A 14,875-nucleotide genomic window follows, 5' to 3' on the forward strand; every position below is an offset into this window, starting at 1 on the left:
GATTACGAGTCCGATCGCCGCTGTCACCGTGCGGGAATCGGGCCCCCGGCTGCGGCGACCCTTTGAACCCACGGGCGAATCGGTCCCGTACTCTTACTGGTAGTCGATCTCCCCGTCCCCTTCGCCCACCCAGGCGCTTTTGTCCGATTCGCGCGCCTGGAGCGGGTCAATCCCCTTATACCAGGGTACGTTCTTCAGCTGTTCTTTATTGTAGGCGAACTCGTGTTTGCTGTCCGCCGTAAACTCGAAGTTCTGCGTGAGCAGTATCGCGTCGGTCGGACAGACCTCCTCGCACAGCCGACAGTAGATGCACTGTCCGATGTGGAGGTTGTACTGTTCGCCGTTTCGCTGGTCGTCCATCACGATCTGGATCGTGTCGTTCGGACAGACGCCTTCGCACTGACGACACCAGATACATCGCTCCTGGCTGTACTTGTGGACTCCGCGGAAACGCGGGCTCACTTCCGGCTCCTCTTCCGGATATTTCACTGTGAACTTCTTGCCGTCCAGTGCGTGTTTCATCGTCACCGCCATCGATTTGAGCAGTCCGATCATATCAGACGATCACCCCCACGATAACCGCGGTCAACACGAAGTTGGCGAGCGCGAGCACGAGGAGTCCCTTCCAGCCGATCTCGATCAGCTGGTCGATCCTGACCCGCGGAATTGCCGAGCGGAGCCACTGGGTCAAGAGGAAGAACGCCCAGATCTTGATGATGAACCAGACGAAGCCCGGCAGGACCGGTCCTGCCGGGCCACCCAGGAACACCGTCGCCAGTATCGCACCGCCGAGGAAGATGTGCAGGAACTCCCCGAGGTAGAACAGCACGAAGTAGACGCTGGAGTACTCGGTCTGGTAGCCTGCGACGATCTCGGTCGGCGCCTCCGGAATGTCGAAGGGGTTGCGTCCGATCTCGGCCATGCTCGCCGTAAGGAACAACACGAACGCGAACGGGTTGACGATCGCGTACCACGCCGGGATCTCGAAGCCGGCGATCGTGACGAGTGCGGTCTGCTGTGCGGCGACGATCTCGCCCAACTGGAGCGTTCCGGCGAAGATCACCACCGACATCGCCGCGAGGATCAGCGGGATCTCGTAGGCGATGTTCTGAGCGACCGCACGCAGTGATCCCAGAAGCGAGTACTTGTTGTTCGAGGCGTACCCACCCATCACGAGCGAGATCGACGCGATGGACGCGAACGCGAACACCAAGACCAGTCCGACTTCCGGATCGGCCAGATGGATGTTGAACGGTCCGAGATCACCCATCGGAATAACCGCGAAGCCGAGAATCGCCGACGCCGGCAGGATCAACGGCGCGAGATCGTACGACGGGCGTTCGACGCCGTCGGGAATGATGAGTTCCTTCGACAGCAGGCGAACCGAGTCGACGATGATCGTCCCGAGGCCCCACGGTCCGACCCGTTCGACCGAGTACCGGTCGGTGAACGCCGCGGTGATTTTCCGTTTCGCCCACGGGCCGGCGAGAGCGGTCATGCTCAGCATGACGACCGCGACGAACGCCGCCCCGATGGCGCCTCCGACGACGGCACCGAGCAACCCCTCGAGCCCGAGCAGATCGGCGATCTGTTCGGGGAACAGCTGGAGGGGCGTCACCGGTCCACCTCCCCGAGAACGATGTCGAGGCTACCCAGCGACGCGACCATGTCCGGGATGTACTCCCCGGTGGACATCTCCGGCAGGGTCTGCAGGTTGGAGAAACACGGGCTCCGAATCTTGAACCGGGCGGGCTTGTCGGTCCCGTCCGAGCGGATGTAGATGCCGAGTTCACCTTTTGCACCCTCGACTGCCCGGTATATCTCCTTGTCCTTCTCGGGCTTGAGGGTCCGCGGGACGTTCGCCTGGATGTTGCGCTCGTCTTCGGGCCAGTCTTCGAGCAGGTCGACGCACTGCTCGATGATCTTCGCGGACTCTTCGACTTCCTTCATCCGGACGAGCACCCGACTGTAGTTGTCACAGCCGTCCATCGTGATGACGTCCCAGTCGAGCTCGTCGTAGTAGCCGTACGGGTCGTCACGGCGGAGGTCGTAATCGACGCCGGAGCCCCGAACGATCGGGCCGGTGGCGCCGTAGTTTTTCGCGACCTCCGGCGGGAGCACGCCGGTGTCGATCGTCCGCATCTGGAAGATCTCGTTGCTGGTGACGAGGTCGTTGAACTCCTGGATCGCGACCGGGAGCTCGTCGAGGAAGTCCCTGGTCATCGAGAAGAACTCCTCGCGGGGCTCCGGGATGTCCCAGACGACTCCGCCGAGCCGGAGGTAGTTGAACATCAGCCGCTGGCCGGTAAGCTCTTCGAGGATGTTCTGTACCTTCTCGCGCTCCTTGACGGCGTACATGAAGATCGCCGTGAAGTCGCCGTACACGTCGAGCCCGAACGTTCCAAGCGCAAGCATGTGCGCAGCGATCCGAGTGAGTTCGGCGCTCATCGTCCGGAGCACCTGCGCGTACTCGGGGACCTCGATGTCCGCCAGATCTTCGGCCGCTCGCGCGTACGCCCACTCGTTCAATATTCCGCCGGGTGTGTAGTCCCAGCGATCCGGGTAGGGCATGATCTGGTGGCGATAGGTGCCCTGCTGACACATCTGCTCTTCACACCGGTGGAGGTAGCCGATGTCACATTCGACGTCGGCAACCTGCTCGCCGTCGAGCACGCACTTGAGGTGGAGCACCCCGTGGGTCGCCGGGTGGTGGGGACCGATGTTCAGGAACATCGTGTCCGCCTCGGCGTCCATGTGATCCTCCTGTAGCGGGTTGGCGTGTTCCCGCAGTGGGACGATCTGGGGCTGGTTGCCGTCGTAGTCCATCGACAGCGGATGTCCCTGCCAGGTCTCGGGAAGCAGGATCCGTCTGAGGTCGGGGTGATCGTCGTACTCGATCCCGACCAGGTCGTACGCCTCCCGCTCGTGCCAGTCGGCCGTCCTGAACACTGGCTCGGCCGATTCCGAGACGGGTCGGTCCTTGTCGGCGGGAACGACCACGTCGACTTCCTGGGTCGGATCGTCGAACTTCTTCAGGTGGTAGATCGACTCGTAACGGTCCTCGTACTCCTGGGCGGTCACACACGAGAGGTGGTCGAAGCCGGCCTCCTCCTTGAGCAGCGAGAGCGTGTCCTGAACGTGATCCGGGCGGATTACGAACCCGGGAGCGTTGACGTGATCGTCGCGTTCGAGCACCAGATCACCCAGCAGCGACTCCAGTTCGTCGGGCTCTTGCTGTGCGATGGGTTCCGGTCCGGTTTCGGTCGTCTGTTTTTCCATGCTCATGGCGAATCAGCCCAGTTGTAACGCATCACCAGATCGTCCTCGTCGATCTGTTCGGCCAGCTTGTCGACGATCTCGTCCCGTTCGAGGTCGCCGAACTGCTCGAGCTCGTACGGCTTCACTGTGACGGGGCTGGACTCGCCGTTCGCGATGCGCTCTTGAAGCTTCGCGATCGCGTAGATGAGCGCCTCGGGTCGGGGAGGACAGCCGGGAATGTGGATGTCGACCGGAATGACTTCCTCGGCGCCTTTGACGACGTTGTACCCCTCCTGGAAGGGGCCGCCGGAGATAGTACACGATCCCATTCCGACGACGAATTTCGGCTCGGGCATCTGGTCGTACACCCGCTTCATCCGCGGAGCGAACTTCGATACCACGGTCCCGGGAACGATGATCACGTCCGCCTGCCGCGGAGAGGCGCGCGGGACGCCCGCATGAAAGCGGTCGAGGTCGTGTTTGACCGCGTAGGTGTGCATCATCTCGATGCTGCAGCAGGCGATCCCGAACTGCAGCATGAACATCGACGACCCCCGCGCCCAGTTCATGAACTTGTCGAACTTCGTGAGAATGAACGGCGAGGAACCGAGCGCGTCCCGCAGGGGGGAGTTAAATCGGTTGTCCTGTCCCGTCATCCGGGCGTCGCGAGTGTCCGTCTGTACCTTCGATTCGTCGGCGACGAACGGTTCTCGTTCCGTGCTCATTGTGCATCACGCTCCGTCTTCCGTCTGGTCGCCCGCGGTGATTTCACCCACTGTACCGCGCCGATGCGCCACGCCCACACGAGACCGATGACCAGGATGCCGACGAAGATCAACATCGGGGCGAGCAGCTGCATCGCCGGGACGCCTTGCTCCAGCGCCGGACGATACACCAGCACCCACGGGAACAGCATGACCGTCTCGATGTCGAACACGACGAAAAGCAGCGCAACCATGTAGTATTGGATGTTGAATCGCAGCCTCGCCGTGCCGGTCGGCACCTCACCGCTCTCGTATATGGCGGTTTTACCTTGTTCGGGCACACTCGGCCGGATCAGGGCGGATATCACCATCATCGACAGTCCGATGACGAGTCCGACCACCGCGAGCGCGCCAATCGCTATCCAGCTCATTAGGGGAGTTCTCCGTAACGCTCGAGGGTTGGATGGCCCAATATATAAGGGTTGATTCTTAGTCGAGAACGTGTTTAAATCACCGTGAGGAACCGACCCACGGCTGTCAGTCGTGTCGGAAGCACCGCCGACCGGTGAACGCCATCGCCATCCCGTGATCGTCGGCGGCCTCGATCACGTCGGCGTCGTTGACGGAGCCCCCCGGCTGGATCACCGCTTCGATTCCGGACTCGGCGGCGTCTTCGATCCCGTCGGGGAACGGGAAGAACGCGTCCGAAGCCATCACCGCACCTTCGGCGGATTTCCCGTCGGCGTCCTTTTCGGCTTTCATCGCGGCGATGTTCACGGCGTCGACCCGACTGACCTGGCCGACACCGAGTCCGACCGTCTCCGTCCCGGTCGCGAAGACGATCCCGTTCGATTTGACGTGTTTGAGTGTCTTCCAGGCGAACAGCATCGTTTCGATCTCCGCGTCGGTCGGCTCCCGTTCGGTGACGACTTCGAGCTCCTCGGCCGACGGGGCCCACTCGTCGCGTTCCTGGAGGAGGCGTCCGCCCACGATCGGCTTTTCGGTCATCGGTGGCCGGTCCGTCTGTTCGGCGGTGGTTCCGTCGGTCGATCCCTCGCCGAACGGACCGACGTCGAGCACCCGAAGGTCCGTGCGCTCCCCCAACACCGCGATTGCGCCGTCGGTGTATCCAGGAGCCACCACGACCTCCTTGAAGGAGTCGACGATTCGCTCTGCAGTCTCGACGTCACACGTTCGGTTGAGCGAGACGATCCCTCCGAACGCGGACTTGGCGTCCGTTCTGAGCGCGCGGTCGTAGGCGTCCGCGAGCGAGTCGGCGGTCGCACAGCCGGCCGGATTCGCGTGTTTGATTACGGCGGCGGCCGGATCCTCGAACTCCCGTACGAGCCGCAACGCGGCGTCGGCGTCGTTGTAGTTGTTGTACGACAGCGCCTTTGCCCCGGGATTGCGTTGCTTGGCGTCCACTACGTTCGGCTCCTTGCAGGTCGGATCCGCATAGACAGCCGCCTCCTGATGGGGGTTTTCCCCGTAGCGAAGCCTGCGAACCCGGTCGCTGGAGGCGATCCGGCGTTCCGGAAACGCGTCGTCTATGTCGCCGTCGACGTGGACGTGCGTGGGTCGACCGTCCCCGTCGTGACCGACGACCACGCGGTCCTCGGCGAACCAGCGTACTGCCCGTGGATACGCGACGTATTCGGCACGCTCGAGCACTCGTCGTTTGAGAGTCGATTCGTCGTCGTCCGCGTACACCGGCACCGGTTCCTGGGTCACGATCGGCCCGCCGTCCACCTCCTCGGTGACGACGTGGACCGTACAGCCGGAGGTACGGACGCCCGCTTCGAGAGCGTCCTCGTGGGCGTTCGCGCCGGGAAACGCGGGCAGAAGCGACGGATGGACGTTGAGAGTTACCGGCACCTGGTTCAGGAACTCATCGGTCAACACCCGCATGTAGCCGTCGAGACACACCAGATCGAAGTCGTACGCTTCGAGACGCTCGAGCAACCGGCGCTCGTGAGCGATCCGCGACTCGCCGTCGTCCCGTTCGACTACCTCGGTGGGAATTCCGCGCTCGGAGGCCGACTCCACCACGGGCGCCCCCTCGTGGTTCGTGACCACGACGGTGAACTCGGCACCGCCGGGCGCGAGTTCGTCGATCCGAAGCAGGTTCCGTCCCCGATTGCTCGCCAGTCCAGCGAGTTTCACCATGTGTGATCACTCCCCGTGCCTTCGGAAAACCGTTCCGGTCGTCCCCTCCCTTGTCTCGAGAAAATACGCACGTTCTCGGATACATACCTGTCATTATTGCAGCTACTACCGGAGTATATGCACGCCCGTGGCCACCGAGAGCTGGCCGCACCGACAGCCTTTTGCGCGTCCCGACGGCACGAGCGGGCATGCCCACAGACACCGAGCCGTCGACCTGGGGGACGGGTGCGCTGTCGGACCTCCCGCGATCGGATCCGCTCGCGGCCGTTTCACCGCTGGACGGACGTTATGCGGGGAGAACGACGCCGCTGTCGCCGTACGCGAGCGAGGCGGGGCTGATGCGGGCCCGAGTCCACGTCGAGGCTGCGTATCTCCTCGCGCTGGCCGATCTCGATGCGATCCCGCTTTCGCTCACCCGGGACGACCGGGCCGCGATTCGGGACGCCGTCGAAGGGTTCGACGCCGAGGACGCCCGCCTCGTAAAGCGGCTCGAAACGAAGGGGTCCCACGGGTACGAGCCGACGAATCACGACGTGAAAGCAGTCGAGTATTTCCTCAGGATCCATCTGGAGGCGGCAGACGAGATCGAGGACGCAGAACGGCTGTACCCGTGGATCCACTTCGGGCTGACCAGCGAGGACGTCAACAACCTCGCCCACCGTCTGCTCGTCCGTGACGCTCTCGAGGACGTGGTGCTCCCGGCGATACGTGACGTGCGAGAGAGGCTGGCGTCGATGGCTCGCGACCACCGCGACGTCCCGATGCTTGCACGCACGCACGGTCAGCCTGCGACGCCGACCACGTTCGGCAAGGAGATGGCAGTGTACGCCGCCAGAACCCGCGAGACCGAGGCTCGACTCGTCGCGGCCGTCGACAGTCTCGCGGGCAAGCTCGCCGGCGCGTCGGGAACCTACGCCGCCCACCACGCGGCCTACCCGGACGTCGACTGGCGGTCGTTCTCGCGGTCGTTTGTCGAATCGATCGGACTCGATCACCGTCCGCTCGCGACGCAGGTGAACCCCTGTGATGACCTCGCGGAGCTGTTCGACGCCGTCCGGGGTGTCAACAACGTTCTGCGGGACCTGGCGCTCGACGCCTGGCTGTACGTCTCCGACCGGTATCTCGGCCAGGAGGCCACCGAGGGGGAGACGGGCTCCTCGACGATGCCGCACAAGGTGAATCCGATCGACTTCGAGAACGCGGAGGGGAATCTCTCGAAGGCGAACAGCGACCTCACGTTCCTCGCCGACTACGTGACCACCTCCCGACTCCAGCGTGACCTCTCGGACTCGACGGTGAAACGGAACGTCGGTGCCGCCCTGGCGCACTGTCTGATCGCCTACTCGAAACTCGCGGACGGGCTCGAGAAAGTGACGCCCAACGAGCGGGTGATGCGCGAGGAGCTCGAGGCAACTCCCGAGGTGATCGGCGAGGCTGTCCAGACGATTCTCCGGCGGGAGGGAGATACCGAGGCGTACGAACGAGTAAAGGAGCTCACTCGGGGGCAGCGCGTCACCCTCGAGGCGTTCCGTGAGCTGTTCGCCGAACTCGACGTGGACGAGTCGGTGCGTGCGGATCTACAGGAGCTGTCGCCGGCCGGCTACACGGGTCTTGCCGACGACCTCGTCGACGAACTCGACTGAGCCACGTCGGTTGGTCGATTTCGCTTTCACCGAGTCCGCTCAACGGTGTCCGAGAAGCTCCTCGACCGTTTTCGACAGCGCCGTGGCCGCCTGCCGAACTGACGCGACACGGACGTACTCTCGATCGGCGTGAGCAACTGGCCCGTTCTCGTCTGCGAGACTTCCCGGGCCGAACACGACCGTCGGGGCGGGGGCGAAATAGGACGCCTCCGTCGCGGCGGCGAACGGGCGGACGTTGCCCCCGTCCCCGGTCGAAGCTGCAGCCTTCGAGAGCGTTTCCACCAGTTCGTGATCGGGGTCGGTAGCGAACGACTCGAGGAACGGCGACGGACGATCCGTGAGGTCGAACGAGACACCGACGTCGTCCGGTATCGCGTCACGGACAGCGGTCTCCAGCGCAGCTTCGAACTCGGCTGCGGTTTCCGGGGGGATCGGACGACGGTCGACGACGAGGTGACACGACGCCGGCACCTGGTTCGTCGACTCGCCGCCGTCGACGGTCGTCGGGACGAGCGAGGGGGAACCCAGCTGCGGATGCGACTTGGACCCCTCGTCGAACTGCCTGATCGCGCCGAGGGCGCCCTCCAGCGCAGCAACCGCGTTGACTCCGCTTTCGGGCTCCGCGGCGTGGGCTCCCACGCCGTCGAGATCGATCGTCCCCTGGAACCGCCCCTTCGCTGCGGTACAGACGTCGAGTTCGGTCGGCTCGCCGACCACGTACATGTCCCCTGCGAGCGTGTCGTCGGTGCCCGGCAGGCGGCCGGTGAGCCCGGCCGCACCGGTCGAAAGCGTCTCCTCGTCGGGGGTAACCGCGAGGGTGAGTCGACCGGTTTCGGGCCGGGCCGAGATGAACGCCGCAAGCAGCGCCGCGAGCGGGCCCTTGGCGTCGCAGGCGCCACGACCGCGGATCACGTCGCTCCGGTCGTCGCCGGTTCCGGCCCGGTCCCGTTCGAAGGGGACGTGTGGGGATACCGTGTCGAGATGCGTGTTGAAGACCAGGTGTGGGCCGGCCTCGGGTGCCCCCGACTGTTTCCGGGCGAGCGTGTTCCCGTGGTCGTCGGTGGTCACCTCGACGGAGGGATTGGTGTGGCTCCGGATGGTTTCCACGAGCAACGCGGTGACGTCCTCGACACTCTCATTGGACGGTCGTTGTACTGCGTCTTCGAGGAACGCGATCGGATCGAACTCCGGGGAGTGTTCATTCACGGATACGAAACGGGGGAAACGCTGTCGTCACTTGGCTGACCCTTCCGCGGCCGGCGGTTCTCCCGGCTCTTCGGCGACGCCCGGAAGCACCGTCCCGGTGAACTCCCGCTCGACTGGACCGGACAGGTGTGCCGGCTCGCCGTCGGGGACTCGGACTCGCAGCTCACCGCCCGAGGGACGCAGGTCAACGACGTCTCCCTCGACGATTCCGAGGTGAACCGCGACTGCGCCGATGGCGACCGCGCCGGTCCCACACGACCGGGTTTCTCCTTCGACCCCCCGCTCGTAGGTTCGCTGTTCGAATGTTGCAGCTCTGTCTTCTGTGTCCCCCGTGTCCGTGGATTCCTCGACGCGGGAGGCGACGTTCACGTTCGCCCCGTCGGGGAAGACGTCGGCGTGTCTGATCGGTGGAGCGACCGACTCGAGGTCGATTTCGTAGACGTCGTCCACGAAGGCGACGGCGTGTGGGACCCCGGTGTCGACAGCAGTAACGGTCAGCTCCCCAATCTCGCGTTCGATCACGCTCTCGTCGAACCTGGGCGTCCCCATTTCGATCTCGACGCATCCCTCGCCCGGTTCGTCGGGTTCGACCGTCGCGTACCGGGTCCCCGCCATCGTATCGATCATGAACTCCGTCTCGCCGGTGCGTTCGTGGGCCCACTGGGCGGCACATCTGGCGCCGTTGCCGCACATCGCCGCCACCGAGCCGTCCGGCTGGACGAGCGTCATGACGACCCGGGCTGGGGTAAACTCCGGGGAGAGGTCCAGAAAGAGGACGCCGTCGGCACCGACCCTGGGTTCGGAGACCACACCTTCGGGGAGGGCCGATCCGGAACCGCCGTCGAGTGCGGTCGCACCGCCGTCCGGCCTGGACGGGTGGTCGTCCCCGTTCTGTAGGCGGGAGACGCCATTCTTTCGGTCACAGACCGTCGTCGCGAACGCCCGTCGATCCGGGATCCCCCGGACGGCGGGGTGGCTCGCGTCGACGACGACGAAGTCGTTTCCTGCTCCGTGGTACTTCTCGAACGGGGCTGCGTGGGTTTGGCTCATTCGTAATCCTCCAGTGGCTCGATCGGTCGCTCGACCCGGGTGAGGTCCTCGACGGTTTCCCGCTGCCGGACCAGACAGGGGCCGGACGCGTCGGAACCGTCGACGGCGACTTCCGCCGGACGGGGGCGAGAGTTGTACTGACTCGCCATCTCGTACCCGTAGGCTCCGGCGATCCCCACGGCGAGGACGTCACCGCGCTCGGGCCGGGTGAGCGGACGATTGTCACAGAAGACATCGGCACTTTCACAAATAGGTCCCGCGACTGTGGCAGGTATCGCCTCCTGGCATCGACCTGCTGACAGGTTCGCGATCGGATGGTAGGCGTCGTACAGCGCCGGACGGAGCAGGTCGGTCATCCCGGCGTCGACGCCGACGATCGTCGTTTCGGCGGTCGGCTTGACCGTGTTGACCCGGGTCAACAGCACGCCGGCGTCCGCGACGACGTACCGGCCGGGTTCGATCGCGAGGCGCGCCCCATTGCCGTTTCGCCCCGGAACGGAACCGAGTGCGTCCCTCGTGGCCGCAGCGACCGCAGCCAGATCCAGCGGCGGTTCCTCCTCTCGGTACGGGACGCCGAACCCGCCGCCGACGTCGACGTATTCGAGTCCGGGATACTCCACCTCGTTGAGCCGGTTGGCGACTGTCCGGGCTAGCTTCCCCATTCGGTCGACGAGTTCGCGGTGGTCCGCGAGGTCGTCTCCGGCGATCCCGGACCCCGCGTGTGCATGAAGCCCGACGAGATCGAACCGTTCCGCGGCGTCGATGGCGGCCTCCGACGCGCGGGTACGCGGGACGCCGAACTTCGCGTCCCCCCCGGTCCGGACCTTCTCGTGGTGGCCGGCGCCGATTCCCGGGTTGACGCGGAGACAGATCCGGCCGTCGAAGCCTCGTTCCTCGAGTCGATCGAGGGTGTCGGTCGCGCCGACGGTGACAGTGAGGTCGGGATGGGATTCCCACGCGGAAACGACCGCATCGAGGTCGTGGGCGGGTGGATTCACCGCGGTGTAGTGGAGCCGGTCTCCGGGGAAGCCGGCAGCGAGAGCGCGCTGAAGCTCGCCTGCGGAGGCACACTCGGCGTCCAGCCCGGCGCGTCGGACTGTCTCCAGGACCGAACGTCCGGTGTGTGCCTTGACAGCGTATCTGACGTCCGCTTCCGGGAACGCTTCCCGGAGCCGATCGCAGTTTTCCGTGACGCGCCCGAGGTCGACGACGTACAATGGAGTGTCGTACTCCTCGGCTAACCCTTCGAGTGCGTTCGCGTTCCAGTCGTCGAGTCGACGGATTGGATCGTCGTGGTCCGGGATCCGGTCGTCGTGGTCCGGGATCCGGTCGTCGTTCGTTCCGGCCATCTCACTCCCGCAGCGTTCCCTCCCGCCGCGTCGCTTCCAGGGTCTCTTCCTCGACGTGAGTGGCAACGACGGCGGGTTTGTACGCGCCACCCTCCAGCAGGTCGTGGTCCGACACCGACGACTCCACGTATCGCGTGAACGCTCGACGGTTCGCTGGCAGGTGGCCGTAGACGACCTCCTCCTCTACCAGGTCGTACACCGGAATTCGAGGGGTGAGAAGCGTGTTCTCCCCGACGACGCTGTTCTTTCCGACTCTGAAGCCGGAGGTGACTCTGCAGCCGGCACCCAGCGAGACGCCGTCCTCGACGATCACCGGGGCGTCCTCGATCGGCTCCAGCACGCCGCCGATCAGCGTGTTGGCTCCCAGTTTTACGTCTTCGCCGATCTGGGCACACGAGCCGACGGTGTCACAGGAGTCGACGAGCGTCCCGTCGCCCACCGAGGCGCCGACATTGACGAACGCTGGGCTCATCACGATGCAGTCGGCGCCGAGGTGGGCCCCGCGACGAATCACCGTCCCGTCGGGCGTGTTTCTCGTCCCTCGATCGCCGAGATCGTCGGTCCGGCGAAGCGGGAGCACGTCGTAGTAGGTAACTCCGCCGTACTGTCTGGGTTCGGTCTCGCGGAGGCCGAAGTTGAGCAGAACTCCACGCTTTACCCATTCGTTTGCCTCCCAGCTTTCGACGCCGTCGCCGGTTTTGACGGCGGCGCGGATCTCACCCGCCTCGAGGGATTCGAGGAACGCCTCGAGGGTAGCCAGGTCGTCGTCGGTCGCCTCGGCGGCGGTCAGTCCGTTGTCGTATCGGTTCCACAGGTCGTCGATTGCAGATTCGAGCGTCATGTATCGTCTCCCTTCGTATCGTCTGTCGTCGGTGGCTTCTCGTTTCGTTCCGCGGTCTGCTTGCCGTTCGAATCGCTGTTCGGGTGGTCGTCTACGACGTCGGCGAACTCGTATCGCCCCGCCTCCTCCTCGGAGAGCCAGGCGGCTGCATCGAGCGCGCCCGCCGCGAAGACGCCCCGGTCGCCGGCTCGATGAGTGAGTTCGAGTGCCTCCCGGTTGCCCGCAAGAAGCAGTTCGTGCTCTCCAGTTACGTCTCCAGCTCGGCGGGCGTGGACGCCGATCTCGCCGGCTGTTCTGGGCTGGTCGCCCTCCCGGCCGTGTACCCGACCGGGCGCGTCCTCTCCGTCACCGACGATCGCCTCGACGTCCTCGAGGATCGTCTTGGCGGTGCCCGACGGCGCGTCCCGCTTGCCGTTGTGGTGTGTTTCGGTGAGTTCGACGTCGTAACCGGGGAGCGCACGGACCGCCTCCTCGACCGCCCGACGGAGCGCCAGGATCCCGCGGGAGAAGTTCGACGCCACGAGGACGGGAACCGATTCGCTCGCCCGGTCGAGTCGCTCGCGGTCGGTCTCGTCGAAGCCGGTCGTCCCTGTGACGATCGGGACGTCCGCCGCGACGCACGCCTCGGCGTACTCGACGGTCGCCGCCGGCGCGGTAAAATCGACGAGGACGTCCGGCTCGGTGTCCGCGAGCGCTTCCGCGAGATCCTCGCGTCCCCCGACGGTCCGAACGGGGTGGTCCCTGACGTCGTCGACAGCGGACCTGTTTACCGCGAGCGCGACCTCGACCCCGTTCCGGTCGCTCGCGAGTTCGATCACCTCCCGCCCCATTCGGCCGCCGGCACCGGTGACCGCGATGCAAACGGGGGTAGTGCCACCGTCGGTTTCGACCGGCGTGTCGTCCCGCGTCACGGGTTCGGCACCTCCGGCGGTTCCGTCGCGTCCAGCTGTGCGAGTACCTCCCTGACGTAATCTCGATTCTCCGGAGTGAGTCGCGTCAGCGGCGATCGGATGTAGTGGCTGGTGTGGCCTCGAATGTGCATGGCTTCCTTCACCGGGATCGGGTTGGTTTCGACGAACAGCGCCCGCATCAGCGGGCCGAGCTCGTGGTGGAGCCGCCGGGCGCGGTCGTAGTCGCCTGCAAGCGCCGCGCCGACCATCGCACAGGTTCGTTCGGGTTCGACGTTGGCGACGACGCTTATCGTTCCGGTTCCACCGACCGAGAGGATCGGGAGCGTCATGCCGTCGTCGCCCGAGAGCACATCGAACGACTCCTCTCGGGTCCGTTCGACGATCTCGGAAATCTGGTTGAGGTCGCCCGAAGCGGCCTTGTAGCCGGCGATGTTGGGGTGTGAGGCGAGTTCGACGGTCGTATCGATGGGGATGTTCTGTCCCGTTCGGGAGGGGACGTTGTAGACGATCTGTGGCAGATCGACCGCATCGGCGATCGCGGTGTAGTGTTCGTAAAAGCCCTGCGCCTCCGGCTTGTTGTAGTACGGCGAGATCAAAAGCAGGCCGTCGGCCCCCGACTCTTCGGCGCGCCGGGAGAGATCGATCGCCTCGTGGGTGGAGTTCGAGCCGGTGCCGGCGATGACCGGGACGTCCTCGACGGCTGCGACGACGGTTTCGACGACTTCCGCGTGTTCGTCGTGGGTGAGCGTCGCCGATTCACCGGTCGATCCGACCGGGACCAGCCCGTCGACGCCGGCGGCCTCCAGTCGGCGGGCGTCGGCTGCGAGCGTTTCGTGGTCGACCTCGTTGTCGTCGGTAAACGGCGTCACCATTGCGGGGTAGACGCCTTCGAAGTGTGTTTCTGTCATTGTGATCTCGGGTTCGTAGTGGGTAATCCGCCTTCGTGGTTCGCTGGTAGTTCGCTACTGGTTGTCCGGACGCTGATACTCGCTTCGAGTCGAACGCCGCCCGAGACGGGATCGCCACTCCCGCAACGAGCGTTACCGCACCCGTTTTTTGGGGAAGAAGGGACGCGAAGCTGCCGAGCGGAGCGTGCCGTCGACAGGTGCGGTAGATGTCACGGACGGAGGAACGGTGGTGAGACTCTTATATATTGCGTCTTCGGCGTGTTTCGCGCCGGCGGCGAACGACATCCCTAACATCCGGCCGGCCGAGTTTCCTCCCATGACCGACATTCATCCGGACCAGCGGATCGCCGTCCTCGCCGACTCTCAGAACCTGTATCACACCGCACAGAGTCGCTATTCTCGAAACATCGACTACACGCAACTGCTGTCCCGTGCCGTTCAGGACCGGCAACTCGTGCGTGCGATCGCGTACGTTATCCGTGCGGACTCGCCCGAAGAGGAGACGTTCTTCGAGGCGCTCGAGGACATCGGATTCGAGACGAAGATCAAGGACATCAAGACGTTCGCCGACGGTTCGAAGAAGGCCGACTGGGACGTGGGGATGAGCCTCGACGCTGTGACGCTTGCGAACCACGTCGACGTCGTCGTTCTGTGTACCGGCGACGGGGATTTCTCCCGGCTCTGTTCGCATCTCCGTCACATGGGGGTCCGGGTGGAAGTGATGGGGTTCGGCTCCTCGACGGCCGAGGAACTCGTCGATGCGGCGGACAGCTTCCTCGACCTCTCGGACCGGGAGGAGGTGTTCCTGTTGTGACGGCGGACTCCCCCGACGACTCACC

The 14,875-nt window shown here is 64.9% G+C and carries 14 protein-coding genes; 2 read left to right on the forward strand and 12 right to left on the reverse strand.

Annotated elements, in window-relative coordinates; translation table 11 throughout:
- Window positions 1-93: 93 nt before the first annotated feature.
- The 6 genes from RH858_RS11610 to purN all read right to left on the reverse strand — a co-directional run bounded on the left by RH858_RS11610 (window position 94) and on the right by purN (window position 6,128).
- On the reverse strand, window positions 94-555 hold the full coding sequence (locus RH858_RS11610) for an NADH-quinone oxidoreductase subunit I (protein ID WP_259533103.1): 462 nt from the start codon (window positions 553-555) through the stop codon (window positions 94-96).
- A gap of 1 nt (window position 556) precedes the next feature.
- Window positions 557-1,618 (reverse strand): complex I subunit 1 family protein, encoded by a 1,062-nt coding sequence (locus RH858_RS11615; RefSeq protein ID WP_259533102.1) that lies wholly within the window; start codon window positions 1,616-1,618, stop codon window positions 557-559.
- Complete coding sequence (locus RH858_RS11620; RefSeq protein ID WP_259533101.1) at window positions 1,615-3,285, reverse strand: NADH-quinone oxidoreductase subunit D; 1,671 nt, start codon at window positions 3,283-3,285, stop codon at window positions 1,615-1,617. The genes RH858_RS11615 and RH858_RS11620 overlap by 4 nt, the downstream gene beginning before the upstream one ends.
- Window positions 3,282-3,983, reverse strand: coding sequence for an NADH-quinone oxidoreductase subunit B (locus tag RH858_RS11625; protein WP_259533100.1), 702 nt, complete (start codon window positions 3,981-3,983; stop codon window positions 3,282-3,284). The genes RH858_RS11620 and RH858_RS11625 overlap by 4 nt, the downstream gene beginning before the upstream one ends.
- Entirely contained in the window at window positions 3,980-4,393 is a 414-nt protein-coding gene (gene ndhC / locus RH858_RS11630) for an NADH-quinone oxidoreductase subunit A (RefSeq protein ID WP_259533099.1), read from the reverse strand. Before ndhC ends, RH858_RS11625 begins: the two co-directional genes overlap by 4 nt.
- A gap of 106 nt (window positions 4,394-4,499) precedes the next feature.
- The gene (purN, locus tag RH858_RS11635) at window positions 4,500-6,128 is read right to left on the reverse strand and encodes a phosphoribosylglycinamide formyltransferase (protein ID WP_259533098.1); all 1,629 of its coding nucleotides are present in this window, start codon (window positions 6,126-6,128) and stop codon (window positions 4,500-4,502) included.
- A 188-nt stretch (window positions 6,129-6,316) separates the two neighbouring features.
- Between purN and purB the strand changes: the two genes are divergently transcribed.
- Window positions 6,317-7,771 (forward strand): adenylosuccinate lyase, encoded by a 1,455-nt coding sequence (gene purB / locus RH858_RS11640; protein ID WP_259533097.1) that lies wholly within the window; start codon window positions 6,317-6,319, stop codon window positions 7,769-7,771.
- A gap of 39 nt (window positions 7,772-7,810) precedes the next feature.
- Here purB and RH858_RS11645 read toward each other — a convergent pair whose 3' ends face one another.
- Genes RH858_RS11645 through dapA form a run of 6 tightly spaced genes read right to left on the reverse strand, consistent with a single transcriptional unit; the run spans window position 7,811 to window position 14,036 of the window.
- Window positions 7,811-8,977 (reverse strand): M20 family metallopeptidase, encoded by a 1,167-nt coding sequence (locus tag RH858_RS11645; RefSeq protein WP_259533096.1) that lies wholly within the window; start codon window positions 8,975-8,977, stop codon window positions 7,811-7,813.
- Window positions 8,978-9,004: 27 nt separating this feature from the next.
- Window positions 9,005-10,027 carry a diaminopimelate epimerase gene (dapF, locus tag RH858_RS11650; RefSeq protein ID WP_259533095.1) on the reverse strand — a complete coding sequence of 341 codons (1,023 nt, stop codon included), beginning with the start codon at window positions 10,025-10,027 and terminating at the stop codon, window positions 9,005-9,007.
- Entirely contained in the window at window positions 10,024-11,376 is a 1,353-nt protein-coding gene (lysA, locus tag RH858_RS11655; RefSeq protein ID WP_259533094.1) for a diaminopimelate decarboxylase, read from the reverse strand. Before lysA ends, dapF begins: the two co-directional genes overlap by 4 nt.
- A gap of 1 nt (window position 11,377) precedes the next feature.
- Window positions 11,378-12,217: a 2,3,4,5-tetrahydropyridine-2,6-dicarboxylate N-succinyltransferase gene (locus RH858_RS11660; RefSeq protein WP_259533093.1), complete on the reverse strand. Its 840-nt coding sequence runs from the start codon at window positions 12,215-12,217 to the stop codon at window positions 11,378-11,380.
- On the reverse strand, window positions 12,214-13,128 hold the full coding sequence (dapB, locus tag RH858_RS11665; protein WP_259533092.1) for a 4-hydroxy-tetrahydrodipicolinate reductase: 915 nt from the start codon (window positions 13,126-13,128) through the stop codon (window positions 12,214-12,216). The genes RH858_RS11660 and dapB overlap by 4 nt, the downstream gene beginning before the upstream one ends.
- Window positions 13,125-14,036: a 4-hydroxy-tetrahydrodipicolinate synthase gene (dapA, locus tag RH858_RS11670; protein ID WP_259533091.1), complete on the reverse strand. Its 912-nt coding sequence runs from the start codon at window positions 14,034-14,036 to the stop codon at window positions 13,125-13,127. The genes dapB and dapA overlap by 4 nt, the downstream gene beginning before the upstream one ends.
- A gap of 316 nt (window positions 14,037-14,352) precedes the next feature.
- Between dapA and RH858_RS11675 the strand changes: the two genes are divergently transcribed.
- Entirely contained in the window at window positions 14,353-14,850 is a 498-nt protein-coding gene (locus RH858_RS11675; RefSeq protein WP_259533090.1) for an NYN domain-containing protein, read from the forward strand.
- Window positions 14,851-14,875: the final 25 nt, after the last annotated feature.

The organism is Halalkaliarchaeum sp. AArc-GB, assembly GCF_031432225.1.
Lineage (GTDB): Archaea > Halobacteriota > Halobacteria > Halobacteriales > Haloferacaceae > Halalkaliarchaeum.

Bases quoted from the DNA above. Each gene is read 5' to 3' on its own strand.
- ndhC (WP_259533099.1), bottom strand. From the start codon at position 4,393: ATGAGCTGGATAGCGATTGGCGCGCTCGCGGTGGTCGGACTCGTCATC.
- purN (WP_259533098.1), bottom strand. From the start codon at position 6,128: ATGGTGAAACTCGCTGGACTGGCGAGCAATCGGGGACGGAACCTGCTT.
- RH858_RS11610 (WP_259533103.1), bottom strand. From the start codon at position 555: ATGATCGGACTGCTCAAATCGATGGCGGTGACGATGAAACACGCACTG.
- purB (WP_259533097.1), top strand. From the start codon at position 6,317: ATGCCCACAGACACCGAGCCGTCGACCTGGGGGACGGGTGCGCTGTCG.
- RH858_RS11625 (WP_259533100.1), bottom strand. From the start codon at position 3,983: ATGAGCACGGAACGAGAACCGTTCGTCGCCGACGAATCGAAGGTACAG.
- dapA (WP_259533091.1), bottom strand. From the start codon at position 14,036: ATGACAGAAACACACTTCGAAGGCGTCTACCCCGCAATGGTGACGCCG.
- RH858_RS11675 (WP_259533090.1), top strand. From the start codon at position 14,353: ATGACCGACATTCATCCGGACCAGCGGATCGCCGTCCTCGCCGACTCT.
- lysA (WP_259533094.1), bottom strand. From the start codon at position 11,376: ATGGCCGGAACGAACGACGACCGGATCCCGGACCACGACGACCGGATC.
- RH858_RS11660 (WP_259533093.1), bottom strand. From the start codon at position 12,217: ATGACGCTCGAATCTGCAATCGACGACCTGTGGAACCGATACGACAAC.
- dapF (WP_259533095.1), bottom strand. From the start codon at position 10,027: ATGAGCCAAACCCACGCAGCCCCGTTCGAGAAGTACCACGGAGCAGGA.
- RH858_RS11620 (WP_259533101.1), bottom strand. From the start codon at position 3,285: ATGAGCATGGAAAAACAGACGACCGAAACCGGACCGGAACCCATCGCA.